Source organism: Leekyejoonella antrihumi (assembly GCF_007845645.1).
Classification (GTDB): domain Bacteria; phylum Actinomycetota; class Actinomycetes; order Actinomycetales; family Dermatophilaceae; genus Leekyejoonella; species Leekyejoonella antrihumi.
In genome coordinates this window covers 60,548-84,094 of record NZ_VCQV01000015.1, presented here as the reverse complement: position 1 = coordinate 84,094, position 23,547 = coordinate 60,548, and the positions used below count along the sequence as shown (strand labels likewise).

General features: G+C 66.3%; 26 protein-coding genes. 15 read left to right on the top strand and 11 right to left on the bottom strand.

The features are described from left to right. Nucleotides 1-3: 3 nt before the first annotated feature. Entirely contained in the window at nucleotides 4-885 is an 882-nt protein-coding gene (locus FGL98_RS12080) for a hypothetical protein (protein ID WP_146317027.1), read from the bottom strand. A 61-nt stretch (nucleotides 886-946) separates the two neighbouring features. Between FGL98_RS12080 and pcrA the strand changes: the two genes are divergently transcribed. Then, entirely contained in the window at nucleotides 947-3,490 is a 2,544-nt protein-coding gene (gene pcrA / locus FGL98_RS12075) for a DNA helicase PcrA (protein ID WP_146317026.1), read from the top strand. Nucleotides 3,491-3,602: 112 nt separating this feature from the next. Then, nucleotides 3,603-4,250 carry a ParB N-terminal domain-containing protein gene (locus tag FGL98_RS12070; RefSeq protein ID WP_146317025.1) on the top strand — a complete coding sequence of 216 codons (648 nt, stop codon included), beginning with the start codon at nucleotides 3,603-3,605 and terminating at the stop codon, nucleotides 4,248-4,250. Between the two features lie 37 nt (nucleotides 4,251-4,287). Here FGL98_RS12070 and FGL98_RS12065 read toward each other — a convergent pair whose 3' ends face one another. Then, nucleotides 4,288-5,130, bottom strand: a complete 843-nt coding sequence (locus FGL98_RS12065; protein WP_186526131.1) for a M23 family metallopeptidase — start codon at nucleotides 5,128-5,130, stop codon at nucleotides 4,288-4,290. Nucleotides 5,131-5,301: 171 nt separating this feature from the next. Between FGL98_RS12065 and icmB the strand changes: the two genes are divergently transcribed. The 11 genes from icmB to FGL98_RS12015 all read left to right on the top strand — a co-directional run bounded on the left by icmB (nucleotide 5,302) and on the right by FGL98_RS12015 (nucleotide 12,818). Then, nucleotides 5,302-5,715 (top strand): coenzyme B12-dependent isobutyryl CoA mutase small subunit, encoded by a 414-nt coding sequence (gene icmB, locus FGL98_RS12060; RefSeq protein WP_146317023.1) that lies wholly within the window; start codon nucleotides 5,302-5,304, stop codon nucleotides 5,713-5,715. A gap of 78 nt (nucleotides 5,716-5,793) precedes the next feature. Further along, nucleotides 5,794-5,988 (top strand): hypothetical protein, encoded by a 195-nt coding sequence (locus FGL98_RS12055; RefSeq protein WP_146317022.1) that lies wholly within the window; start codon nucleotides 5,794-5,796, stop codon nucleotides 5,986-5,988. A 98-nt stretch (nucleotides 5,989-6,086) separates the two neighbouring features. Continuing rightward, complete coding sequence (sucC, locus tag FGL98_RS12050; RefSeq protein WP_146317021.1) at nucleotides 6,087-7,280, top strand: ADP-forming succinate--CoA ligase subunit beta; 1,194 nt, start codon at nucleotides 6,087-6,089, stop codon at nucleotides 7,278-7,280. Nucleotides 7,281-7,305: 25 nt separating this feature from the next. Then, nucleotides 7,306-8,196, top strand: a complete 891-nt coding sequence (gene sucD, locus FGL98_RS12045; RefSeq protein ID WP_146317020.1) for a succinate--CoA ligase subunit alpha — start codon at nucleotides 7,306-7,308, stop codon at nucleotides 8,194-8,196. 235 nt (nucleotides 8,197-8,431) lie between these two features. Beyond that, a complete protein-coding gene (locus tag FGL98_RS12040) occupies nucleotides 8,432-8,641 on the top strand; it encodes a hypothetical protein (protein ID WP_146317019.1) in 210 nt (69 codons plus the stop codon). Further along, on the top strand, nucleotides 8,641-9,396 hold the full coding sequence (locus FGL98_RS12035) for a pilus assembly protein TadG-related protein (RefSeq protein WP_146317018.1): 756 nt from the start codon (nucleotides 8,641-8,643) through the stop codon (nucleotides 9,394-9,396). Before FGL98_RS12040 ends, FGL98_RS12035 begins: the two co-directional genes overlap by 1 nt. 66 nt (nucleotides 9,397-9,462) lie before the next feature. Further along, nucleotides 9,463-10,494 (top strand): OmpA family protein, encoded by a 1,032-nt coding sequence (locus tag FGL98_RS12030; protein WP_186526130.1) that lies wholly within the window; start codon nucleotides 9,463-9,465, stop codon nucleotides 10,492-10,494. Nucleotides 10,495-10,751: 257 nt separating this feature from the next. Next, nucleotides 10,752-11,126 carry a hypothetical protein gene (locus FGL98_RS12025; protein WP_186526129.1) on the top strand — a complete coding sequence of 125 codons (375 nt, stop codon included), beginning with the start codon at nucleotides 10,752-10,754 and terminating at the stop codon, nucleotides 11,124-11,126. 409 nt (nucleotides 11,127-11,535) lie between these two features. Further along, nucleotides 11,536-12,177 (top strand): hypothetical protein, encoded by a 642-nt coding sequence (locus tag FGL98_RS12020; RefSeq protein ID WP_222432144.1) that lies wholly within the window; start codon nucleotides 11,536-11,538, stop codon nucleotides 12,175-12,177. Nucleotides 12,178-12,229: 52 nt separating this feature from the next. Next, nucleotides 12,230-12,352 carry a hypothetical protein gene (locus FGL98_RS26735; RefSeq protein ID WP_281289174.1) on the top strand — a complete coding sequence of 41 codons (123 nt, stop codon included), beginning with the start codon at nucleotides 12,230-12,232 and terminating at the stop codon, nucleotides 12,350-12,352. Between the two features lie 49 nt (nucleotides 12,353-12,401). Further along, the gene (locus FGL98_RS12015; RefSeq protein WP_146317014.1) at nucleotides 12,402-12,818 is read left to right on the top strand and encodes a hypothetical protein; all 417 of its coding nucleotides are present in this window, start codon (nucleotides 12,402-12,404) and stop codon (nucleotides 12,816-12,818) included. Nucleotides 12,819-12,975: 157 nt separating this feature from the next. On the opposite strand, the gene FGL98_RS12010 is transcribed toward FGL98_RS12015, so the two are convergent. The 9 genes from FGL98_RS12010 to cpaB form a co-directional block, all read right to left on the bottom strand. Then, on the bottom strand, nucleotides 12,976-13,185 hold the full coding sequence (locus FGL98_RS12010; RefSeq protein WP_146317013.1) for a hypothetical protein: 210 nt from the start codon (nucleotides 13,183-13,185) through the stop codon (nucleotides 12,976-12,978). 176 nt (nucleotides 13,186-13,361) lie between these two features. After that, on the bottom strand, nucleotides 13,362-14,045 hold the full coding sequence (locus FGL98_RS12005) for a response regulator (protein ID WP_146317012.1): 684 nt from the start codon (nucleotides 14,043-14,045) through the stop codon (nucleotides 13,362-13,364). Continuing rightward, a complete protein-coding gene (locus FGL98_RS12000; RefSeq protein ID WP_186526128.1) occupies nucleotides 14,042-15,208 on the bottom strand; it encodes a sensor histidine kinase in 1,167 nt (388 codons plus the stop codon). Before FGL98_RS12000 ends, FGL98_RS12005 begins: the two co-directional genes overlap by 4 nt. A 7-nt stretch (nucleotides 15,209-15,215) precedes the next feature. Next, nucleotides 15,216-16,118 carry a type II secretion system F family protein gene (locus FGL98_RS11995; RefSeq protein ID WP_146317010.1) on the bottom strand — a complete coding sequence of 301 codons (903 nt, stop codon included), beginning with the start codon at nucleotides 16,116-16,118 and terminating at the stop codon, nucleotides 15,216-15,218. Beyond that, nucleotides 16,115-17,029 carry a type II secretion system F family protein gene (locus tag FGL98_RS11990; protein WP_186526127.1) on the bottom strand — a complete coding sequence of 305 codons (915 nt, stop codon included), beginning with the start codon at nucleotides 17,027-17,029 and terminating at the stop codon, nucleotides 16,115-16,117. The genes FGL98_RS11995 and FGL98_RS11990 overlap by 4 nt, the downstream gene beginning before the upstream one ends. A gap of 5 nt (nucleotides 17,030-17,034) precedes the next feature. Continuing rightward, nucleotides 17,035-18,375: a TadA family conjugal transfer-associated ATPase gene (locus tag FGL98_RS11985; RefSeq protein WP_146317008.1), complete on the bottom strand. Its 1,341-nt coding sequence runs from the start codon at nucleotides 18,373-18,375 to the stop codon at nucleotides 17,035-17,037. 41 nt (nucleotides 18,376-18,416) lie between these two features. Next, nucleotides 18,417-18,770: a TadE/TadG family type IV pilus assembly protein gene (locus FGL98_RS11980; RefSeq protein WP_186526126.1), complete on the bottom strand. Its 354-nt coding sequence runs from the start codon at nucleotides 18,768-18,770 to the stop codon at nucleotides 18,417-18,419. Continuing rightward, on the bottom strand, nucleotides 18,767-20,374 hold the full coding sequence (locus FGL98_RS11975) for a CpaE/TadZ family protein (RefSeq protein ID WP_146317006.1): 1,608 nt from the start codon (nucleotides 20,372-20,374) through the stop codon (nucleotides 18,767-18,769). The genes FGL98_RS11980 and FGL98_RS11975 overlap by 4 nt, the downstream gene beginning before the upstream one ends. After that, complete coding sequence (cpaB, locus tag FGL98_RS11970; protein ID WP_146317005.1) at nucleotides 20,371-21,099, bottom strand: Flp pilus assembly protein CpaB; 729 nt, start codon at nucleotides 21,097-21,099, stop codon at nucleotides 20,371-20,373. Before cpaB ends, FGL98_RS11975 begins: the two co-directional genes overlap by 4 nt. Before the next feature lie 358 nt (nucleotides 21,100-21,457). Here cpaB and FGL98_RS11965 point away from each other — a divergent pair, with 358 nt between their 5' ends. After that, nucleotides 21,458-21,898, top strand: a complete 441-nt coding sequence (locus FGL98_RS11965; protein WP_146317004.1) for a hypothetical protein — start codon at nucleotides 21,458-21,460, stop codon at nucleotides 21,896-21,898. Between the two features lie 145 nt (nucleotides 21,899-22,043). Beyond that, entirely contained in the window at nucleotides 22,044-23,501 is a 1,458-nt protein-coding gene (locus FGL98_RS11960) for a hypothetical protein (protein WP_146317003.1), read from the top strand. The last annotated feature ends 46 nt before the right edge of the window (nucleotides 23,502-23,547 follow it).

The following is a 23,547-nucleotide window of genomic DNA, read 5'->3' as shown; positions in this document are numbered from 1 at the left end:
GTACTACCAACCAGCGACTTGTCGCCGCTGGGCCGCCGCGATCACCGCGGCGACCTGCGTCATGAACTCGCGCTCGTGGCAGCGGAAGCCGATCACCGGGATCCGCAGCACCCGGTCGCCGTCGATGAGCAGAGCGTTCTGGCGCAGCGAGTCGTCGATCGAGTGCGGGGTCAGCGCATGGTGCGCACCCTCGATCTCGACGACGATGTGCAGGTCGGTCCACCGCACGTCCAGATAGATGCGACCGCGTTTGGTCTCGACGACCACCTGTCGGTCAGGCTTCGGCAGCCCGTATTTGCGGCACAGCCGCGCAAAGTCCAGCTCACCAAGAGACTCGGCCCCATCGCATACGTCCGCAATGACCTGGTCGATCAGCCGGTGGCGTCGCACCAGGCCGTGCTGCCGCCAGGCGGCCATCAGCCGCGCCGGTGTGGTCAGTCGCTGCTCGATGGTCATGGCGACAAGCGTCCCCGCCTGCCGGTCGGACGTCGCCCATGCAGCGGCGCGAATGGCGGCGATCTCCGGACGGGTGCGGGGTATGCCGCCCGCGACCGGGGGCTCGAGGCGGCGCACCGCACGCACTCTCGCACGTTCGACCCTGCGGATCCGCGTGCCGTGGGGCACCGAGATGTCGATCGAGTGGTGGTTCCAGCCTGCGAGTCCGGCCTGCTGCAGTGCAGTCACCCCGTCGAGCCGCGCGCCGGCGCCGACGTCGAATACCGCTGCCCAGCGGCGGGACACCTCATCCAGATCGCGGCGGACGGCAATCGACTGTGCACCGATGCGCAACCAGCGGCCGGTGGCCACCTCGGTGCGGACGTCATGACGGTGGATCCCGTGGAGCCCCTGTGGACAACTGCGGTTGGTAGTACCGACGGGACCCATCCGTCCCGTCTGTACTACCGAGCAAGCGACGTCGGGGGAGGCACGTAGGGTTGTCGGCGAGATGAGCAGCCTTTTCGATGACCTTCCCCTGCCCGGACTCGATGCACGCTCGGCCTCCGCGGACGTGCCGACCGACGACGCCGTGCACGCCGCGCACGCCGCGACGGCGACGCGGGCACCCGCGTATGCCGGTGAGGTGGACGAACGCGGCGTCCCCACCTGGGCCGGCCTCGGCGGCGACGCGCCGGGCGAGGGCGGCACACGGCATACCGGCGGATGGGGCCGTGACCCGCAGGCCCTGCTCGAAGGTCTCAACCCGCAGCAGCGGGAGGCCGTGGTGCACGAGGGGCCGCCGTTGCTGATCGTGGCCGGCGCCGGATCGGGCAAGACCCGGGTGCTGACCCACCGGATCGCCTACCTGCTCGGGGCACGCCACGTGCAGCCCGGTCAGGTCCTGGCGATCACCTTCACCAACAAGGCGGCCGCCGAGATGCGCGAGCGGGTGGCCGAGCTGGTCGGACCGGCCGCGAAGGCGATGTGGGTGTCGACCTTCCACTCCGCCTGCGTGCGGATCCTGCGGCGGGAGGCGACGAAGGTCGGGATGAAGTCGACCTTCTCCATCTACGACGCGGCGGACAGCCAGCGGCTGATGGGCATGGTGCTGCGCGACCTGGACCTGGACTCCAAGCGCTACCCGCCGCGCTCCTTCAGCCACCAGGTCAGCAACCTCAAGAACGAGCTGGTCGACGAGGACACCTATCGCGCGCAGGTGAGCGAGGGCACCCATCAGGAGCGGATGCTCGCGGAGGCCTACACGCAGTACCAGCGGCGGCTGCGGCAGGCCAACGCGCTCGACTTCGACGACATCATCATGATGACCGTCAACATCCTGCAGGCGTTCCCGGATGTCGCCGAGCACTACCGGCGCAGGTTCCGGCACGTGCTGGTCGACGAGTACCAGGACACCAACCATGCGCAGTACACCCTGGTACGCGAGCTGACGGGGAGTGAGGAAACGAACGGAGTGAGGCCCGGAGCGACCGCGGAAGCTCGCACAGGAAATGCAGAGCTGGTCGGGCAGGAGATCGCCGATCCCGCGGTAGGCAGCGTGCCGCCGGCGGAGCTGTGCGTCGTCGGCGACGCGGACCAGTCGATCTACGCGTTCCGGGGGGCCACGATCCGCAACATCGTAGAGTTCGAGAACGACTACCCGCAGGCTCGCACCATCCTGCTCGAGCAGAACTACCGCTCGACCCAGACGATCCTGCAGGCCGCCAACGCGGTGATCGCCAAGAACCCCGACCGGCGCCCCAAGAACCTGTGGACCGACTCCGGCGACGGTGAGCGCATCGTCGGCTATGTCGCGGACTCCGAGCACGACGAGGCCGCGTTCGTGGCCCGCAGCATCGACCAGCTGACCGACCAGCACGGCATCCGCCCGGGGGACGTCGCGGTCTTCTATCGCACCAACGCGCAGTCCCGTGCACTCGAAGAGGTATTCGTGCGAGTCGGCTTGCCCTACAAGGTCGTCGGCGGCACACGCTTCTACGAGCGGCGCGAGGTCAAGGATGCGCTGGCCTACCTGCGGGTGGTGTCCAACCCGGCCGACACCGTCAACCTGCGCCGGATCCTCAACGTGCCCAAGCGCGGCATCGGTGACCGCGCCGAGGCCTGCGTCGCGGCGCTCGCCGATCGTGAGCGCATCACCTTTGTGGAGGCGCTCGGCCAGGCGGATGACGCCCCCGGCATCGCGACCCGCTCGCTGACCTGCATCAAGGGCTTCACCGCGATCCTCGAGTCGCTGCAGCAGACGCACGAGTCCGGTGCCGGTGTGGGCGACCTGCTGGAGGCGATCCTGGACCGCTCCGGCTACCTCAGCCAGCTGCGCGAGAGCGCCGACCCACAGGACGAGACGCGGGTCGAGAACCTCGCCGAGCTCGTCGCGGTGGCACGGGAGTTCGACGAGAACTATCCGGGCGCCTCCTTGGAGGACTTCCTGGAGCAGGTGTCACTGGTCGCGGACGCCGACGAGATCCCCGACGACGACACCGAAGGTGTAGAGCAGGGCGTCGTCACGCTGATGACGCTGCACACCGCGAAGGGTCTGGAGTTCCCGGTCGTCTTCCTGACCGGTATGGAGGACGGAACCTTCCCGCACATGCGGGCTATGGCCGACCCGCACGAGCTGGAGGAGGAGCGCCGACTGGCCTACGTCGGCATCACCCGCGCCCGCGAGCGGCTGCACCTGTCGCGCGCCGAGGTGCGGTCGGCGTGGGGCGCACCGCAGTACAACCCGCCGTCCCGTTTCCTGGACGAGATCCCGTCGACGCTGATCGACTGGCAGCGGGTGGCGACGACCTCGATGCGACCCTCGTCGACGCCGGCGGTGGCCCGTCTGGCCGCCCGCCCCGGTGTGCGCAGCCCCGGCAACCGGCCGGTGCCCTCACTCGACGGGGGAGACAGGGTCACCCACGACTCGTTCGGGCTCGGCACGGTGGTGCGGGTCGAGGGCCAGGGTGAACGCGCCATGGCCTACATCGACTTCGGTGGCGACACCGGCGTCAAGCGGCTGCTGCTGCGCTACGCGCCCGTCGAGAAGCTCTAGACAGCCCCGCGAAGTCTTCGCTTCGCTCAGTGCTGCCAACTCCACCCCTTCCTGATACGTTGCCGTGGTCCGCAGAATGAGACGGGCGCCGGCCAGTAGCGCCGGGTGAGCGATGTCGGAGAGCGCATTGATCGAGGAAGACGCGGTGGTGACCACGCCGATGAGTGCTGCCCCGCGTGACGGGCTCCGCGAGGTCGACATCCGGCTGGTCGACTGGCATGAGCAGGTGCAGCCGTTGCGGCTGGCCGCGGTGATGGAGTCGGTGCTCGAGATCGGCGTGCGCGAGCCGGTGCAGGTCGCGCGGCGCGGCGACCGGTTCATGGTGCTGGACGGTGCGCACCGGGCCCGGGCGGCGCAGGCTCTCGGGCAGCGGACCCTGCAGTGTCGGCTCATCGACCTGCCGGACGACGCACCCGTGGACGGCTGGATCCACCGTCTGCCGGGGCAGCTGCCGCTCGACGCGGTCGCGTTGCGCGAGGACGGTGCGGGACGCGTCGTCGCTCTGGTCAGCGACGGGGGCGGCACCCGTGACCTGCGCGCCCCTCTGGCGAACGACGGCTCCTACTTCGCGGCACTGCATACGCTCAGCAGGCTCTATCGGAACACGCCGTATGAACGCGTCGAGGCCGGTGATCCCGCAACCTCCGTGGGCACCGAGATCGGCTGGGTCATGCCGACCTGGGGCACGATCTGCGAGCTGGTCGAGGACTACGGGCTGCTACCGGCCGGGGTGACCAGGCTGAGCCGCTACCTCCCCTGATTCCTCAACCGAGAAGTCACGTATTGCACGCGAGAAGTCAGAAAATGCCGTGCGCTCGCAGCCACGGGGCCGGGTCGACCGGCTGGTCATTCAGATGGATCTCGAGGTGCACGTGGGGCCCCGTCGAGTGGCCGGTGTTGCCCGATCGGCCGACCACCTGGCCCGCTTCGACCTGCTGGCCGGCGCTCACCGCGAAGGACGACAGATGCGCCTCGATCGAGCTGACGCCGTTGCCGTAATCGATCTCGACGCGGTTGCCCATCCCGAAGTAGTTGCCCACTGTCACGACCGTCCCGGAGTGCAGTGCGCGTAGCGGGGTGCCGACCGGAGTCGCGAAGTCGTCGCCGAGGTGCATGGTGCCCCACCGGCCGCCGAAGCCCGAGGTGAACGTGCCGCCGCAGCCCGCGATGGCACAGGTCCACCCACCGGAGGTGCTGCCCTTCGCCTTGGCGGCCGCTGCCTTGGCGGTCGCCGCCGTGGTGGCCGCCTCCGTCGCCTTGCTGCGTGCGGCCGTGGCGCTCTGCTCGGCCTTCTGACGGCCGGCCGCTGCGGCGGAGGAGCTGCCGGCGAGCGCCTTCGCACGCTGGGCGGCGCGCGAGGTGTTGGCCGAGTTCGCCTTGACCTGGGCGGTGTTCTGCGGGCGGGACAACGACCGTGAGGTGTCGACCTTGCCCTGTTGGCGCTGCCCCAGGAGGTTGGCCGCCGCGACGGTTGCCTCGTGTCCGCTCGTGGCGGAGGCTGTGGGAGTCACGCCGGTGCTGAGCGCCGAGATCCCGACGGCGGCGGTCGCGAGGGCAGCGGCCACGGTGGGGACCACGACACCGGGACGCCGCCATACGGGGGGATGCGAGGCGCGGTGGCGTGCCTGGTACGGGCTCAAAGCACAGACCTCTGAAGGGGTTTCGTCGGGAGTGGAACCCATCGACGGTATCGCGGCGCGCGCTCGTCCGGCGAGGCGGTGCGCCGGGGCTGTGGACAACTCGGCCCGTATGCCGCAGCCGGCCTGTGCTGCTGCGCACCGTGGATGGCGGCGCCAGATAGTCTGCTTCCCATGAGCGAAGCACCATTGCGGATCGTCGTAGCCAAGCCGGGCCTGGATGGGCACGACCGGGGAGCCAAAGTCGTCGCCCGCGCGCTGCGAGACGCCGGCATGGAGGTGATCTACACCGGTCTGCACCAGACGCCGGAGCAGATCGTGGAGGCGGCGATCCAGGAGGATGCCGACGCCGTCGGCCTGTCCGTCCTGTCGGGTGCCCATATGACGCTGTTTGCGAAGGTCACCGAGCTGCTCAAGGAGCGGGACGCCGAGGACATCGTGGTCTTCGGGGGCGGGATCATCCCGGAAGAAGACATACCCGAGCTCGAAAAGCTGCGCGTAGCAAAGATTTTCACTCCTGGGGCAACGACGCACGAGATCTCTGGCTGGGTGCGTGAGCACGTCGGCAACCTCGACGATGACGAGTAGGCGCGCCCACGGCTCGACACGGCACACGCCCGGCTGGATGAGGCGCGCAGACCCGGCCGACTGCAGGATGATGAGCAGATGAGAGAGAACCGGCTGGAGGCAGTCTGGCTCGTGGTGACCATCGTCTATGGGTGCATCGTGGGACTGACGACGGGGCACGGCTGGTCCGACACCTTCACGATCGTCGGCGCCATCATTGTGGGCATCGGCTGGGTGCTGATCGGCATGCGGCGCCACTCGATGCGCCGGCACTATGAGGAGCGAGTCAGGTAGCGCTCCGTCTCACCTTGCCTGCCCTGGCGGCGGGTGCTGCCAGGAGAGGGATACCCTCACAGTCGGACATTCTCTTCGACGGCGAGGACGGACTCCCAGTGGATCTATTTGAGTACCAAGCGCGCGACATGTTCGAGGCGCACGGCGTCCCGGTGCTTGCGGGCAAGACCGCAACGACCCCGGAAGGCGCCAAGGCGGCGGCGGAAGAGATCGGCGCCACGTCCGGCGGCGTGACGGTCGTCAAGGCCCAGGTGAAGGTCGGCGGCCGCGGCAAGGCGGGCGGCGTCAAGGTGGCCAAGAGCGCCGACGAGGCGCAGCAGTATGCCGAGCAGATCCTCGGCATGGACATCAAGGGCCACACCGTGGGCACCGTGATGATCGCCCAGGGCGCACAGATCGCGGAGGAGTACTACTTCTCCGTGCTGCTGGACCGCACCAACCGCCGCTACCTGGCGATGTGCTCCAAGGAGGGCGGCGTCGAGATCGAGAAGCTCGCGGTCGAGCGCCCCGAGGCGCTCGCCCGGGTCGCGGTCGACCCGAACGTGGGCATCGACGCGGCGAAGGCGAAGGAGATCGTCGACGAGGCGGGTTTCGACGCCGAGCTCGGCGCGAAGATCGCCCCGGTGCTGACCAAGCTGTGGGACGTCTACCGCGAGGAGGACGCGACGCTGGTCGAGGTCAACCCGCTGGTGCAGACCACCGACGGCAAGATCATCGCCCTCGACGGCAAGGTGACCCTCGACGCGAATGCCGACTTCCGGCACCCGGAGCACGCAACCCTCGAGGACAAGGCGTCGGCCGACCCGCTCGAGGCCGCCGCCAAGGAGAAGGGCCTCAACTACGTCAAACTCGACGGTGACGTCGGCATCATCGGCAACGGTGCGGGCCTGGTCATGTCGACCCTGGACGTCGTGGCGTATGCGGGGGAGAAGGTCGGCGCGGAGACCGGCAAGCCGGCGCCGCAGCCCGCGAACTTCCTGGACATCGGTGGTGGCGCGAGCGCCGAGGTGATGGCCAACGGCCTCGGGATCATCCTGGGCGACGAGCAGGTCAAGTCGGTCTTCGTCAACGTCTTCGGTGGGATCACCGCCTGTGACGCCGTGGCCAACGGCATCGTGGGCGCGCTCGACAAGCTCGGCGACGGCGCCACCAAGCCCCTGGTCGTCCGCCTGGACGGCAACAACGTCGAGGAGGGTCGTCGCATCCTCGCGGAGCGGAACCACCCACTCGTCAGCATCGAAGAGACCATGGACGGCGCCGCGGCCAAGGCCGCCACGCTTGCTGCCAAGTAAGACCGAGTAAGGGGATTCCTTAGCAATGGCAATTTTCTTGGATGACTCGAGCAAGGTCATCGTGCAGGGCATGACCGGGTCCGAGGGTATGAAGCACACCCAGCTCATGCTGAAGGCCGGCACCCAGATCGTCGGCGGGGTGAACCCGCGCAAGGCGGGCACCGAGGTCGAGTTCGACGGCGGCGGCAAGGTTCCGGTCTTCGGCACCGTCAAGGAGGCGATGGCGGCGACCGGTGCGAACGTGTCGGTGGCCTTCGTGCCGCCGAAGTTCGCCAAGGACGCGGCCATCGAGTCGATCGATGCGCAGATCCCGCTGCTGGTGATCATCACCGAGGGCATCGCGGTCAAGGACAGCGCGGAGCTCTACAACTACTCCCTGGGGAAGAAGACCCGCATCATCGGCCCGAACTGCCCCGGCATCATCAGCCCCGGCAAGTCGAATGCCGGCATCATCCCGGCCAGCATTGCCGGGCCGGGCCGCATCGGTCTCGTGTCGAAGTCGGGCACGTTGACCTACCAGATGATGTATGAGCTGCGGGAGTTCGGCTTCTCCAGCGCCATCGGCATCGGCGGTGACCCGGTCATCGGCACCACGCACATCGACGCGCTCGCGGCGTTCGAGGCGGACCCGGAGACCGACGCGATCGTGATGATCGGCGAGATCGGCGGAGACGCCGAGGAGCGGGCCGCGGAATACATCAAGGCGCATGTGACCAAGCCGGTCGTCGGCTACGTCGCCGGTTTCACCGCCCCCGAGGGCAAGACGATGGGCCACGCGGGTGCGATCGTGTCCGGGTCGTCCGGCACCGCCGCCGCCAAGCAGGAGGCCCTCGAGGCCGCCGGCGTGAAGGTCGGCAAGACGCCGTCCGCGACGGCTGACGAGATGCGCAAGATCATGAAGGACCTCAAGAAGTAACTAGCCCCACGAAGTCCTCCGGCAGCGGCCGGTCACCCGAACAGGGTGACCGGCCGCTGCCGGCAGATGCCGCGACAGTCCGGGCAGCTTCAACGCCGTGGCCACCGGCGTTGCGTGCACCAATGGGCGCAAAGCTGGGTCCGTGGGCCCAGCTTTGAGCCCAGCTCGCACCGTAGTTTGGAAACCTGGTTCTACGTCGGTCGATGGTGGCTCAGTTCATCGTGCAGGGAGGAAAATGACGCGAGCGTTCATCGCAGCCGGTACCCGCCTGCGTCACGCCGTAGAGGGGTCGACCGATCGTGGTCAGAGCACGTTGGAATATGTCGGGATGATCGCTCTGGCCGCGCTGTTGGTCGCGGTGGTCGTTTCGGCGTTCGCGCACGGCAGCAGCCTCGCCAGGACCGTCAGTGAGGCGCTGAGCAAGATCTCCGGGATCGTGGGCTAGTGCTGCGACAGGTTGGGGGGCGGCGGCGATCTGCCACCGGCATCGATGTGGTCAGGGCGGACGAGAGGCAAGATCTCATGGGCAGGGGCGGCAGGGGTGGCGCGGGCGAGTCCGGTCAGGTGGCGACCGGTCTGATCATCTGTACGGTGTTGGGACTGCTGACGATCATGTTCATGGTGATGCTGCCCGAGGGATCTGCGGTGAACCAGAAGTCCGGCACCCAGAACGCCGCCGACGCGGCTGCGCTCGCCGGCGCCGACGGGGTCATCAAGTCGATCGTGACCGATCTGGCCACCCTGCCACTGAGCGCATTCGCGCCGAAGACCTTCTCCTGTGGTCTTGGTGAGACCGATGCGGCCAGGCTGGCGGCGAGCAACAACGCGCAGTTGACCAGCTACTGCTATGACTGGCGGGCAGACCAGGCCGTTGTGAGGGTCCAGTCGATTCGGGCTCTATCGGGAGGTCAGCACTCACAAGCCGCAGCTTTGGCGAAGACCGGTGTACCTTGGGGCGAGTGCGCGTTCAGCAGTCTGCCGAAGCCGACACCGGAGCCGACACACACGCCAAAGCCGACGACGTCCGGGTCGCCATCGAGCAAACCGACGTCATCACCGACGTCATCCGCCCCTACCGGCCCGATCCACCTGGTCTGTGGAGCCATCACGATCGACTACACGCTCGGACCGGGCGGCCGTCTGGTGCTCACCGATCCGGGAGCGTTGAGCAACCTGCTGAAGGCCCGGCTTGTCGGCTGAAGCGCTGATTCCATGGACAACCTGTGGGAGACATCCGAACGCACCTGGCCGACGAAAGGATCAAACGTGGCCAATCCATGGCGTAGGCGTGTGGCGGCGTGTGGGGTAGCCATCTCCCTCGTGGCTGCGGTCGGGGCAATACCTGCCTCCGCCGCCAACGAGACGATCCCGATTGCGGGGACGTTCGTGTATAGCGGCTATCAGACCCCCACCTCGGGCCAGATCCACGGTGCCATCCACGCTGTGGTGCGGATCCCGGGTGGGACCGCGGTGTTCTACTCGGTCGGCGGTCCAGGTGACAGCCCGGGCGGTGTTATGCCGACTGTGGGCCTGTCGACTCCCTTCCGGGTTGGCTCTGCGTGGGCGGTCGGCATCGTCGACCAGCAGGGGTTGAAGTTCTACCAGCCGATGGTGGACAGCTCGGGAAACTGTATGTGCAGCACGGTCAGCGACATCTCGGCATCGCCCACGAGCCTGAACGTGGGGTGGGCGGTACTGCCGCCACTGCCGCCACGCCTGACGAAGGTGACGGTCGATTTCGGGTTCGGAAACCAGGTCGACGTCCCCGTGACCAACCAGCTGCCACAGCCAACCGTCAACAGCTCCACTGTCACGCTCGGTAACGGATGGCCGAAGCTGCCCAGTCGGCAGACCATTTCGAGCGCGAAGACGGCGACGTTCATTCGGTCGTTGGTGAGTAACTCGGGCAACACGGATGCGACCACGCACCGAAGCGCAAACCACGAGGCGATCGCGTTGAACACCGATGTGCTGTTCGCGATCGACAAGGCCGCATTGACGCCGAGAGCACACGCGGCCCTGAAGCAAGCGGCTGCACAGATCTCGGCGAAAGGCCAGGGGGTGGTGTCCATCGTGGGCTACACCGACAGCGTGGGCACGAGCGAGCACAACCAGACCTTGTCCGAGGAGCGGGCGCAGTCGGTGCTGGCAGCCTTGAAGAGGCTGGTGACCAAGCCCGGCATCACGTTCACAGCTTCCGGTAAAGGAGAGCAGGACCCGGTGGGAGACAACACCACGACGCAGGGACGCCAGCTCAACCGCCGAGTCACCGTCTCCTTCGGGACGGGGGAGAAATGATGCCATCCGGGTTGACCAAGGCAGTGGGTGTTTCGCTGTGTCTGACCTGTGGTGCGCTGATGACGGGATGCAGTGGGGGATCGCATCACTCGTCAGCACCCGGCACGTCGGCGCCCACGTCGGTAGCGAGCCCATCGTCGTCCGGTGGCGGGAGTCAGGTCAAGGCTGTCATCAAACAGATCATGGGGTCGAGTGAGTCCCGGACACCGATCGCGTCGGCCACCGGGAAGATCGACACGGGCACCACAACGTCTCCGATGACCGCCCAGATTCTGCGGATCGTGCGCACCTCGCTGTCCACCACCGTGGTCTGGCGCCTGAAGAGCACCTCGGGCGCGACCGTGCCGACCAACTCGTCCCAGTTGTCGGGCGCCGCACCGCTGTTCGACACGCGACAGCTGGCCCTGGTCGACGTCGAGGGCAACAAGACCTTCTATCCCTACACCTACGTTCCGATCGGTCAGCCCACCGGCCTGGACACCAAGTGTCTGTGCAGCGACTTACCGGACTCGGTGAGCGGCGGCGGAGTCGTGCTCTACGCCATGATGCCGGCGCTTCCGGCCGGCGCGAGCACTGTCAATGTCAGCATCCCCGGCTTTTCCACGATGAAGTCGGTCAAGGTGGCATCATGAGGACTCGAATCACGGCCGTGCTCGCCGTCGTCGGAGTGGGGGTTGCTCTCGGCATGTTCGTCGGGCGGGTCGTCGGCCAGCTGGATGGGTCGCCAGTTGATGAGGAGTTGCCGTGGCCCGGACGCTTGTTGACGCCCGTGTGCGGCTCCGCAATACCGCGGAGGGTCTGGTCAGCCGCGAGCAGCAGGCTGATCGGGGCCAGGGACGTTGGAGTATGTGGGGATGATCGCGCTGGCGGCTCTGCTGGTCGTGGCCGTCGTGGCGGCGTTCGGTAAGGGAAGCAGCCTGGCCAAGATCGTCGGCACCGCAGTCAGCAAGATCACAGATGTCGGCTAGGGCTGGGAACCGGCACCCGCTGCAGCGGGTGCGAGCGGTCTTCTCGAGACAGTCAGGTGGGAGGCGAACACCCGTGAGTGGGGCGAAGGACAGGGCAGGTGCCGTATCCGCGCAGCTTCAGGAAGTGCGTCCTGGCGGCGGGTCCGGACAGGTGACCACCGAGCTCATCATCTGCACGTCCTCTTGTGGACTCGGCCAGTCCGACGCCGCCAGGCTCGCGGCAACCAATGGTGCGTCGTTGACCAATTACTGCTACAACTGGCAGACCGACGAGGCCAACATGCGGGTGCGCGCCGTCAAGGCGCTCTCTGGAGGGCAGCGCTCACAAGCCGCGGCTACGGCGAAAACCGGTGTACCTTGGGGCGAGTGCGCCCTCAGCAACCCGCCGAGTCCACCACCGACGACCAAGCCTTCGCCGAACCCCACGCTGCCTACGAGTTCCTACCAATTGGCCTATGGTCCATTGTCTGACACCCGCCTGTTCTCACTGGTCGACGCTGCCCATGGGAAGACGTACTACCCGTTGACCTATGCACCGGTGGGCCAGGCATTCAACACGCCCATCAGGTGTCTGTGCAGTGACCTGCCGTCCTCGGTCGATGGGACGGGCCAGGTTCTGTATGCAGTGCTCCCGGCCCTGCCCGATGGGACCACCTCTGTGAACGTCGCCATCCCGGGGTTCACGACCATGAAGTCAGTGAAGGTTACGTCATGAATGCTCGAACAGCGTTGGTAATCAGTATGGTCGGGGTGACCCTGCTGTCTGCATGCTCCTCCGGCGGGTCAACATCATCGACCGGGTCCACGACCTCGCACGCGACCACAGTGCCCGGGTCGGCGAGCAGGTCGGCCCCGCTCTTCGTCCCGACATCGAGCGATCCGAGCGGTAGTGGTTCGCGTCGTCAGGTCGGGCCGGCCAGCGTGTGGTTGCCCGCGACGATGAAACAGAAGGGGCAGCCGAGCCGACAGGACAAGGGCACGACCACCCTATTCGTCTCGACGACGTCTTATCACGGCCAGTACGCCGCCGTTGCCGTCACGCTGTCGAACGGCAAGGACGTCATGAGCGCGGCGCAGGAGGCGGAGTCCTTCCATGGTCAGCTGGTCGATGTGGAGCACGTCCCGGCGCTCAAGGTCGCCGAGGCGACTTGGCCCGGTCTCACCGGCACCTACCAGTTCACGTTTCTGGACCCGTCCGTCACGCCCTCGCTGAAATCGGTGGTGTTGATGGGGGAGACCTCCGACGGCCGGTTCGTGTCGGTCACGGCGAAGGCACCACCGACCCTGTTCGACTCGATCAATCTGGTGCACGTGGTCGCGACGACTCGGGTCGGCGCGCACGTCCGCACCTCCTGAGCCTCCTCACGCGTGGCAGGCCCGGAGCGGTTGACCGCCCCGGGCCTGCACGTAGCGGGCAGTGCCGCAACCCGTTTCGAGGCGCACGCGCAGACAAGGTGCTGCGCGCCGATTCCCCTGAGATCGGCACGCAGCACCTTGACTCTGTTGGTTGTGGCTATGGCATGATCGTGCTGATCTTGTTGATGGCCTTGGTCACCTCGCCGGAGAGCGCCGTTCCGCTGCCGAATGCGGTGACGATAGCGCCGACCAGGAGAGCGGCGAGCGCGATCATACCGACGTATTCGAGGGTGCCCTGACCCTTCTCGTCACGACCCTCCACGGCCTTGATGATGCGGACCCGGGTGGCGATCAGTGCTCGTGTCATTGTGCTCCTCATTCCTCTTCCGGGGAGTCTGTGCCCCGTCCCCCTGATGGGGCGTTCCTGTTGACATGGAAGACATTACGAGGCATGCGCTGCCTGAGGCAGGGCCCGCGGACCTAATAGAAGGCCCAACTTCACCCCCATTGAGCGGGGCCAATGGCCAGGCTTCTTGGTGGAGTTCAACCGAGCCAGAGCGCGACTGCAGCAGAGCGTGAGGTGACACCCAGCTTCGCGAAGATGTGGTTGACATGATTCTTCACGGTCTTCTCCGCGAGGAAGAGCCCGCCGGAGATCTCGCCGTTGGTGTGGCCCTGTGCGATGAGGTCCATGATCTCCCGCTCCCGGCGGCTGAGACCGTGGATGTCGTGGCGGCTCGGGTCGGGCACGGCCGGCGCGGCCGTCAGCGCGGACTGGACGGCCTCGATTGCCTGCGAGGACAACACAGAGCCGCCCTGCGCCACGGATCGGATGGCCGCCGTGAGTTCCTGCGGGGTGAAGGCCCCGTGCACGAGATAGCCGCGGGCGCCGGCGGCGAGTGCGCTACGGACGATGTCTGGTGAATCCGAGTAGGTGAGCATCAACACCTTGGTCAGATCGTGCACCTCCGACGCCACGCTCACGCCATCGGCAACAGGCATGCGCACATCCACCAGTGCCACGTCCGGCGTTTCGCGTTTGACGACGGCGACGGCGGTGCGGCCGTCGCCGGCCTCGCCGACCACCCTGATAGTGGGGTCGGTCTCGAGCATGCTGCGTAGGCCCACTCGGATGATCTCGTTGTCGTCGACCACGACGACCCGCAAGGGTGGTGACCAATCAGCGGTCCGGTCGTCGGCCTTCAAGGCCGGCTGGTGCTCATTCATGTGGTCCTCTCTTCCGCGTTGCGAGGCAGCGACAGCAGGACACGAGTTCCCCGAGAACCATTTCTGGTGATAGAGAGGTCACCAGCGAATGACTCGGCGCGCTCCCGCATCCCCAGAAGCCCATAGCGCGCCCGACCGACCGCCCCATCAATGCTCTCGGCGATGCCGACGCCGTCATCGATGATGCTGACTTGCAGGCGCTGGGAGTCAGCCGTGACCTCGACCTGGACGGAATCTGCAGCGGCATGCCGATCGACATTCTCCAGTGCCTCGTCGACAACCGACAGGATGCATAGGCGGGTCTCATCGTCGACGTCGACCAGGCCTATCGCGGTGGCACGAGCGAGGACCTTCGTTCGCTGCGACCATTGGCTGCACCGCTCAACCAGCAGATCCAGAAGCGGCCGGTCGGTTTCGGTCCGACGTAGCCCGGTGAGCAGCGTGCGCGCCTCTTGCGAAGCCACCTCGGAGTGGGCTCCGAGCTGGGTCGCCAGCGCTGACGCCCGGTCTGAGTCGGTGGCGATCCAGTGCGGCAGTGATGCCGCTGTGAGGGAGATGCCGTGAAGGGTCTTGCCAAGGGAGTCATGCATGTCCCGCGCCAGCCGGGCCCGCTCCAGGGCAGCGGTCTTCTCGGCTTGCGCCCGATGCAGAGCGTCGATGGCCACAGTCAGCTGGCTGGTGCCGTAGTTGATCGCCTGGCCGATCGCCGCCATGGCGAGATAGATGAAGGGGATGCCGACACGCATGATGTATGGCGCATCCGCAACCGATACGCCATGGGCGGCGAGCGCACCGAAGTAGCCGAGCTCGAGCACGACCAGCAGTGGGAGTGCGGTGGTCCAACGGAAGAGTGCTCCCACCAGCAGGGCAGTCGGCAGGGTGGCCAGCATGAGCACGTTGTCCGGGCCTTCGATGGACAGCATGGTGACGACGATGGCGACGTCGATCATGGCGAGAGCGGGGTGCCGCATCACGAAGCCGATGGCATCGATGCGGCTGGTGAGGCCGAGAAAGCTACTCGCGCCGAGGAGGACGCCCCAGAGCATGAATCCGGTCGTGAGCTGCCTGCCGACCGACGACGCGCAGGCCAGCATGAGCGCCATGAGACGGATGAGGAAGGCGCTCTGGACGATGATTCGGAACAGCCGGTTCGCAACCGGCATCGGTGACTCAACCAAAGAGCATCCCGAGGTTGACATCGCTGCCCACGATGATCCCGACAAGCACCATGATGAGGACGGCGGGCACCAGGACCAGCGAGGTGACGAGGGTGATCTGAGGGGAGGCACGGGCGGCCTTGCGCCGCATCCGCTGCGCCGCGCCACGCCGCATATCCGAGGCGATGGTGTTCAAGGTGTCGGCGAGTGGGGCGCCCAGTTCCTCCGACTGCAGGAACGCGGAGACGAACTGGTTCATCGAGTCCGACGAGTTGCGCTCCTTCAGGCCGGTGAACGCCTGTCGCACCGATGCGCCATTTTGCAGCTGGCCCATGGTGATCTCGATCTCGGCTCCGAGTGGTCCCTCGAATCGGCTGCTCACTCGGGCGAGCGCCGGACGGAACGCGACCCCGGCGGTGACAGTGACCGCGAGGATGTCCAGGAAGTCCGGCAGCATGCTGTCGATCCCGTCCCGGCGCTTGCGGCGGCTGCCGACCAGCTTGCCGAAGGTCAGGAGCAGCGGTACTGCCATGGCCACGAGCGCGGTGAGAACACTGCCTTGGACCAGGCGGATCAGCGCGAGAGGGACTACCAGGAGATACCACATGACCACGCGAGTGAGGAACTCGTCGACCGTCATTCCATCAGGACGGCCGGCCTCATCGATCAGACGCTGCAGGGCCGCGATTCGGCTGTGCCCGAGGCTACGTCGCAGAAGCGGCACGAACGGTGCGGCGAGGCGACCGACGGCCCCCCGGCCTCTCGCCTCCTTCTTCTGAACGCTTCGAAGCAGCACGAGATCTTCGACGGCTAGTCCGTCGGCGGTGTCCGAACGCATCCGGCGATAGCCCACGATGACGAGCACGTAGACCAGTACACTCGCAAGCCCGACCAACGGCCCCAGCAACGCAGTCATGGTTCGATCCGAGTGATCTTGTGGATGAGGAACAGCCCCAAGGCGTAGAGCAGCCCGGCGATGACGAGCGCGACCTCGCCAACGGGGTTCGTGGTCATCCGCTGCACGGTTCCCGGATGGAGCGTGTTGAGCATGATCAGCATCAAGATGCCCATGACGGCAACCATGTATCCGGTGAGTGTCGCCTGGGCCAGGGTGGTGCGAACCTCACGCCGGGTCTCTTTACGCGCTTCCAGGGTGTCGGCGATTCCCCGCAGTGACGTGACCAACGAACCTCCGCTGCGCGACGACACCAACAGTGTGGACACGAGCACCTTGATCTCCCGGGACGGCAGTCGGTTCAAGATGCCGAGCAGGCCTGTTTCCAGCGTGTCGCCGAACTGCATGGTCCGGGCCACTCGGGAAAGCTCGGTAGAGGCCGGCTCGCTGAGCTCCTCCGATGCCATTTCGATCGCGGTGCGGATGGACAGGCCGGCACTGGTGGCGTTGGCGAGCACCCTTGCGAGCTCGGGCATCTGAACGATGAACGCCTCGCGCCGCCGGTCTCGCGCTCGACGCAGAAAGATACGCAGACCTTGGATCGCGAGCAGAAAGCCGACGATGAGGAATGCCGGAGCCAAGAGTTTGTCAAGCGCGAGACTGGCGACAACGCCAACGGCAGCGGTGATCGTCACGACCAGAAGAGGTGGACGGTCAACGCCGGCGAGCACCAGCTGCTGCTCCACCCGTGTGCCGATCCGGGTCTGCCGGAACCTCGTGTTCAAGCGTTGCCACGTTGTCCGACCGCTGGTGCTCTCGTCGGCAAGGATGAGCTCACGCAACCGAGCGCGATCACTGACTGCGCCTGCGAGGTCAAACACTGCACAGGCGAATACGACGACCATGACGAAGGTGGCAATCGGGAGCAGCACCGGCATCATGGTGCGTCCTGGTTCGTCAGTGAGAGACCCGCAGGCAGCGATTCGCCGCTCGCGTGGAGCCGTCGTGCGAGGTCCGGGGGCGCGGTACCGAGCACGAACGCACCAGGTTTGCCGGTCTCGGATGGCGCACGGGGGTCCCAACGCATCAGAGTATGAAGAGAGAACGGCTCGTTGCGAGCGGAAACCACGTAGTCGCAGGCGACGATGCGGCGGACACCGTCAGACCCCCGTTGTAATTGCACGATGACGTTGATCGCTTCGTTGACCTGGTCGTGCAAGGCCTTGAACGGAATCTCGATGTCGCTCATAGACGCGAGGGTCTCCAGGCGAATCAGGGCATCTGCGGCGGTGTTGGCGTGCACGGTCGTCAAAGAACCCTCGTGGCCGGTATTCATCGCCTGGAGCATGTCCAGCGCCTCGCCGCCGCGGCACTCACCGACGACGATCCGATCCGGCCGCATGCGAAGGGAGTTGCGCACCAGCTCCCGGATTGGCACCTCGCCGCGGCCCTCGACGTTGGATGGGCGCGTCTCGAGGCGGATGACGTGATCCTGCTCAAGGGACAGCTCGGCGGCGTCCTCGATGGTGATGATCCGCTCATGCGTGGGGATGAATGCGGACAACGCGTTGAGCATGGTCGTCTTCCCGGACGACGTGCCACCGGACACGACGATGTTGAGCCGGGCCCGGACACATGACGCGAGGAACTCGGCAGTGACAGTGTCCAGGCTGCCGCGCGCCAGCAGCTCGTCAAGTCCATAGGCCTTGGGGAACAACCGGATGGTGACGACTGGCCCGTTGAGCGCGAGAGGTGGCAGGACAACGTGCACGCGAGCTCCACGGGGCATCCGGGCATCCGCCGGCAGCCGCGCGTCGACCATCGGATTGGACTCGTCCACACGGCGGTTCACGGTGGAGACGATCCGGTCGATGGTCTGCAGCAGCTGCTCCTCGCTGGAGAAGGAGGACGGCACGCGTTGGAGCTTGCCGAACCGCTCGACGTAGACCTCCCGATGACCATTGACCATGATTTCGCTGATGGTGTCATCGGCCAGCAGAGGCTCGAGCACCCCGAGCCCGACGGCCTCGTCGACGACTCTGCGGACCAGTCGGTTTCGTTCGCGTGAGCTGAGGATCAGGCCCTCACGGGAGACCAGATGAGCCATCACCCGCTCCAACCGGATCCGGCGCTGAGCGGTGTCCATCCGGCCGAGCTCATTGAGGTCGATCTCGTCCAGGAGGATCCTCTTGAACCGGCGAATCAGAGCCTCGTCCTGCCGATCCGAGGCAGCGGAGTGGATGCGGGTGCCGGACCTCGATCCGTTGGCACCGTCCATCGGATCGGCGTTGGTGAGTGGGCTATCCGAGAAATGGCCCCTCACGGCATGACCGCGCTCTCGGAGACCGTGGGCGCAGGAAGTGGTCCAAGGCGCGGCACCGTCACCTCGACCGTCGCTCCGTGATCCGGTCCATACAGTGTGACCACCTTGGCCCGAAGGCCGAACGGCAGCGAGCGGTCCACCGCAGCAGTTGGGTTTTCGCCCAACGAGTAGGCGCGCGCGGCGGCTCGCGCCGCGGTCGTCGTCACGTTGGACACATAGGCCGCAGCGATGAACTGCAGGACCAATAGCACGACCACGACGACAACGGGCAGCAGCCCGACGAGCTCAATGCTCGCGCTGCCACGCTGATTGCGACGGGAGCCGATCTTGCCGAATCGGGAACTGGTCATGGCTCGACGACGACCGTCCGGTCGATACGCACCGACCATGGCGAGTTCAGCAGGCCTGGGGCCAGAACCGGTACCCTGACGCTGACGTCGACCCGACCACTCGTCGGTGCACTCGAGCTCGGATCGACGCTCATCCCGTCGCGAAAGTACGACGGCACCCGGGCTTCGGCCGCGGGGCCGGGAGCCTTGCCGATTGATGCCTGCCGTGCCGCCGCATCCGCGGCGTAGGAGGCCCACATGAAGGTCATCCCGACCAGACCGATCTGCCAGATGAAGGCCGCCACGAGGAATATGGCCGGGAGCAGCCCTACGAGTTCGATGGTCAGCTGGCCCAACTCTGAATTGGCGCTCTTGCGGCCGTGCCGTCGCACTTGGTGCGCCTTCCGCCTACCCTTGCGCGAGGTGATGTCATCCGTAATGGCTTGAGCGGCGATGTCCTTGCGCGCCGGTGCCTGAACGAGGGCGATCTCTTTGCCGATCGCTCGCAGCGCCTTCCACCAGGAGCGATCATGCACCGACAACGGATCACGGGAATTGACGGCCGCTTCCAGCTGACGATGCAACGACGGCAACGCGATGGAGATCACCGGCGCTTGTGCGAGACGCTGGACAACGTCGGCCTGAATGGTGTTCTGCTTGTTGCTATTGTTCACGAGGACCCGACTCATCTCCGGCTTGCGCACGCCGAGGTCCTGCCATGAGTCCAGTGTTCTGCGGACACCACGAAGCGAGAGCACGTCCGGCGTCGTGGTGATGATCACCTCGTCGGCGAGCTCGACCACGGCGACCTGCGTGGGAGTCACGTGCGAGCCGCCATCGACAATCACCAGGTCGTAGGCCTGACGCAGGAAGGTGAGGATGACACGGACCGCGTGCGGCGTGATGTACTCCACGTCTTGCACGGACGGCGGCGTGAGCAGAAGGTGCACGCCGGACTCATGGGGGACGACAGCGTCGGTGACAGTGCGGATGCTCAGGTCGTCGGAGATCTTGGCGATGTCAGCGATCGATGTGCGGTAACGGACGTCGATCAAGCTCGAGACGTCGCCCTTCTCCAGGTCCAGGTCCAGGAGAGCCACCCGATGCCCAGGAACCTCGCGCACCACGTCGAGCGCGAGATGCGTCGCGATGGTCGACGTCCCGACGCCACCCTTGGAGCCGGTGAAGCAGATGATTCGTGCGCCTCCGGTCGAGCTGTCGTCGCGGGTGTTGCGGACCATGCGTTCCATGGCCGATGCCCAGTCGATCGCTGCCTTGATGCGAGTGCGGACCTCTTCGAAGGCAAGGGGGTGACTCAGCACCCCGCGAGCACCGGCCTCCATCAACGGAACCAACACGTCGGACGACGTGTCGCTGCACACGATCAGGGTGGCCATTGCGGGCCGCCGCAATGACAAGTCGCGCAGCAGGTCGATCGGAGCATGTGGACCGAGCGCGTCGTGCAGGATCGCAACGTCCGGGTCAAGACGCAGCACCGCCTCGGAGAACTCGATCGTACTTTCGGCGATGTAGCCGATCTCGATGTCGCCCACCTCGTCGAGCTGCGAGCGCAGCTCGTATCCGAGTGTCTGGTCGGCACATCCGATCACGACAAGTGAGCTCATTGCTGTCCCTCCGGCACTGCCTTGCCACCAAGTTGGTTGGCGTCGTAGATCCCCTGCTTGCCGGAACCATTGTCGGGAACGCCCGCCGGAAGGCGCACCACCCGCAGCTCTTGGGCGAATGCGGAAGCGTAGGTGACGGCAAGTGAGTCGCTCGGGTTGAGAGAGAGGGTGATCGGCACGAACTGCTGCGCGCCGTTGCCGCTCGACGACGTGCTCCCGCTGCTGCGTACACCCCCGACTGCTTTCACTGGGACGTTCCGGACCAGCACCCGTACCTGGTCTGGCAGGCCGGGGATTTTGGCGTAGACGGCGTAGACATCAACGGAGTTACCCGCCTGGACGCCACCCGCCATGCCGGTCACGGGGTCGACCTCGATCGTGATGTCGCGCTCGTCCGGTGCCTGGTCTGAGGCAGGGACAAGCATGCCGGCGGTCAGGGTGGACCCCGTGCTCGTGGCGACGGCAAGCTTGCGTCCGGTCACGGTCGTGGGGTCCGAGATGGCATGTGGGTCGGCCCACCGCCTGGGGATCGCCGTGGAGGTGAAGTCATCGGCGGACAGCGTCGTATAGGCCTTCAGATTCGACTTGAACCTGAGAACGGTCACCTCGGGGCCGACCCGAGAGTTTACGCTCGAGACGTATGCGGTGACGCCGAAAAGGATGGCCATGCCGCCCACGATGGCCACGATCAGCAGGAGCATGCCGCGGCGCTGACGTGGATTCACGAACCAACCCGTGCGTCAGGTCGGCGGGTAGGCAGGTCAGTAGACGGGCGCGCATGAGCCATCGTTTCCCCTTGGTCGTTCACTGCGGACTACGTCTCCCTCACGGTGTGCCCGGACCCTGTCGCGGAGTGAGCAACCACGTGTGGTTGTCCGGCTCCGGCCTAGTGTCGCCAATACGGTATCGGACCACCAGGGCACATGGGCCCATTAGGGCCTCCGCTTTTTTGGGCCCTCGCGGAGGCGCGCAGGCCCATCGGTCGTGGCCGGTGGTGGCCATGATGGCCGAGAGGCAGCACTGGACATGCCGCTCGAATGGGGTGGCGCGCGACACCAGTTCTTCGCAGAAGGGGCAGATGAGATGAAGCGGTTCGACCTCACCATCACGTGGCGGGTGGCTGCGTGGACGCTCGGTGGCGGCGTCGTTGCTGCCGTCGGGGCGGGCGTCCTCGCGGGCGTTACCGGTGGGATGACTCGGGCAGTGCTCTTCCGCGGCCTTCTCGTGACTGTGTCACTCCTCATTGCCGCATGGGTGGCCGCACGACGGGCAACGGCGAGTGGCATCGACTCGATCCTGCCGACCGTGGCGACGGGTGCGACGGTCGGGTGCCTGCTCGACCCGGCGAGCTGGGATGGGCGCGCCTACCTGGCCCAGTTGGTGTTGGCGCCGGGGATGATCACCGCCGTGCTCGACCTGGTCATCTGGGTGGCGCTGACGGTGGCAGGCACGGCTGTCCTGCTGTCCGGTGTCACCGAGCGTCTGCGTGGTCATCGGCAGCAGGCAGGGAGCTATGTCGGCTAATGCCCTGTGGGCGTGATGTGCGGATCTTATTGATATAGGTCCAAGTTGGGGACTCTGGGCCCACCCACAATTTCGGGTGCGACGGAATGCTGGAGCTCCACCTCACTCATCTTTCAACTCTAAGAGATCCCACTTGGGGGGAGCCATGAACGCTACAAAGTCCGGGCGGAGAGCAGCGCTGCGGAGCACGTGGGAGCGCGGAGCAGCGACGTTGGAGACAACGGGGATGCTCGCGCTGGCTGCGCTGCTCGTGCTCGCTGTGGCGGCCTCCCTGACAGTTGGAAGCTCGGGTCTGGGGGCCGAGGTCAAGACGGCGATCTGTGAGGTCGTGACACTCGGCCAGGGGTCCTGCGACTATTCGCCGCAGGCACAGGCGCACGTGCCGAAGGAACCGTGCGTGATGAGTTCCCAGAACCAGCAGGGGACCGTCTCCGCCAGCTTTGTCGTGACCCTGAGCGGCGGGGAGTCCGCGCTGATCGAGAAGTTGAGCGACGGAACCTATCGCGTAACGACCGGCGAGACCGGGGGAGTCGGGTGGCAGCCAGGTGTCGGCTTCGACGTCACGGCGACCTATGACGGCAACAAGTACGGGGCAAGTGCCGCAGCCGGCCTGAATATTGAGGCGAGTTTCACTGGCGGAAACGTCTACATCGCCCACAGTCAGGCAGACGTCGGAAAGCTCATGCGCGCGTTCACCGAAAAAGTTGCAGTGGATGGAACGGTGGGCAGCGGAGGGCCGTTGCACTGGGCCACGAACAAGTTTCTCGGCCTTATCGGCAAACGGTACACACTGCCTACACCGGACTCGACCTATGTGGAGGGAGGCGTGCAGGCCGGCGGGTCGGCCAGTGCCACGGCCGGCGCCTCGGGTGCGAGCGCAAGCGCCTCGGTCGCCGCCGGCCTCGGATATCAGCGAAACAAGGACGGATCGACCGTGACCTACTACAAGGCCTCGGTGTCGGGCGCCGCGCAGGGACAGCTGGTCGGCAACGGCAGCACGGCGAAGACCGTGGAGGCGGGCGCCGGCGGTCAGGCGCAGGTCCTCACCCAGGTCGTTCGCAACACCGCCGGAAAGATCACCTCGGTGCGGGTGCAGACGGTGGTCGCGGGCGATGCCAGTGCCACCGGAGCCGGAGATCACTCCGCATACCGCAAGTCGACCGTCGAGCTGCCGATCAGGAATGGTGCGGATGCGGCGGTCGCAAACAACTTTCTGATGTCTCAAGGCATCGACCTCGGCGGCTCGATGCTGTATGCACCGATCGCGAAGCAGGATCCGTCCGGAGGGAACCAGATGCAGGCACCCATCGCGAAGCAGGACCCGTCCGCGGGCGGACACAAGATGCAGGTCTTCAACACCTCACCGGCAGGGCCGCCGAACCTCATCGACAGCACCGAACAGTTCGTCCAGGCGGCGCGAGACCACGGATACGACACTCGGCAGGACTTCCAAAGCCAGGCGGGCAATGAGTACGGATTCAGCCTCGGCGGCAAGTTCCTGGGCAAGTTCGGAGCCAGCGGCGACTATGCGACATCCGGTCTGAAGGCGACGAATAGTCAGTACTGGAACGGTGCCCAGTGGGCCAGCTGGCCCGGTTGCTGACCGGTCCGGGGTGACAGCGTGTCCCCGGACCTGCGGTCGCCCCGGG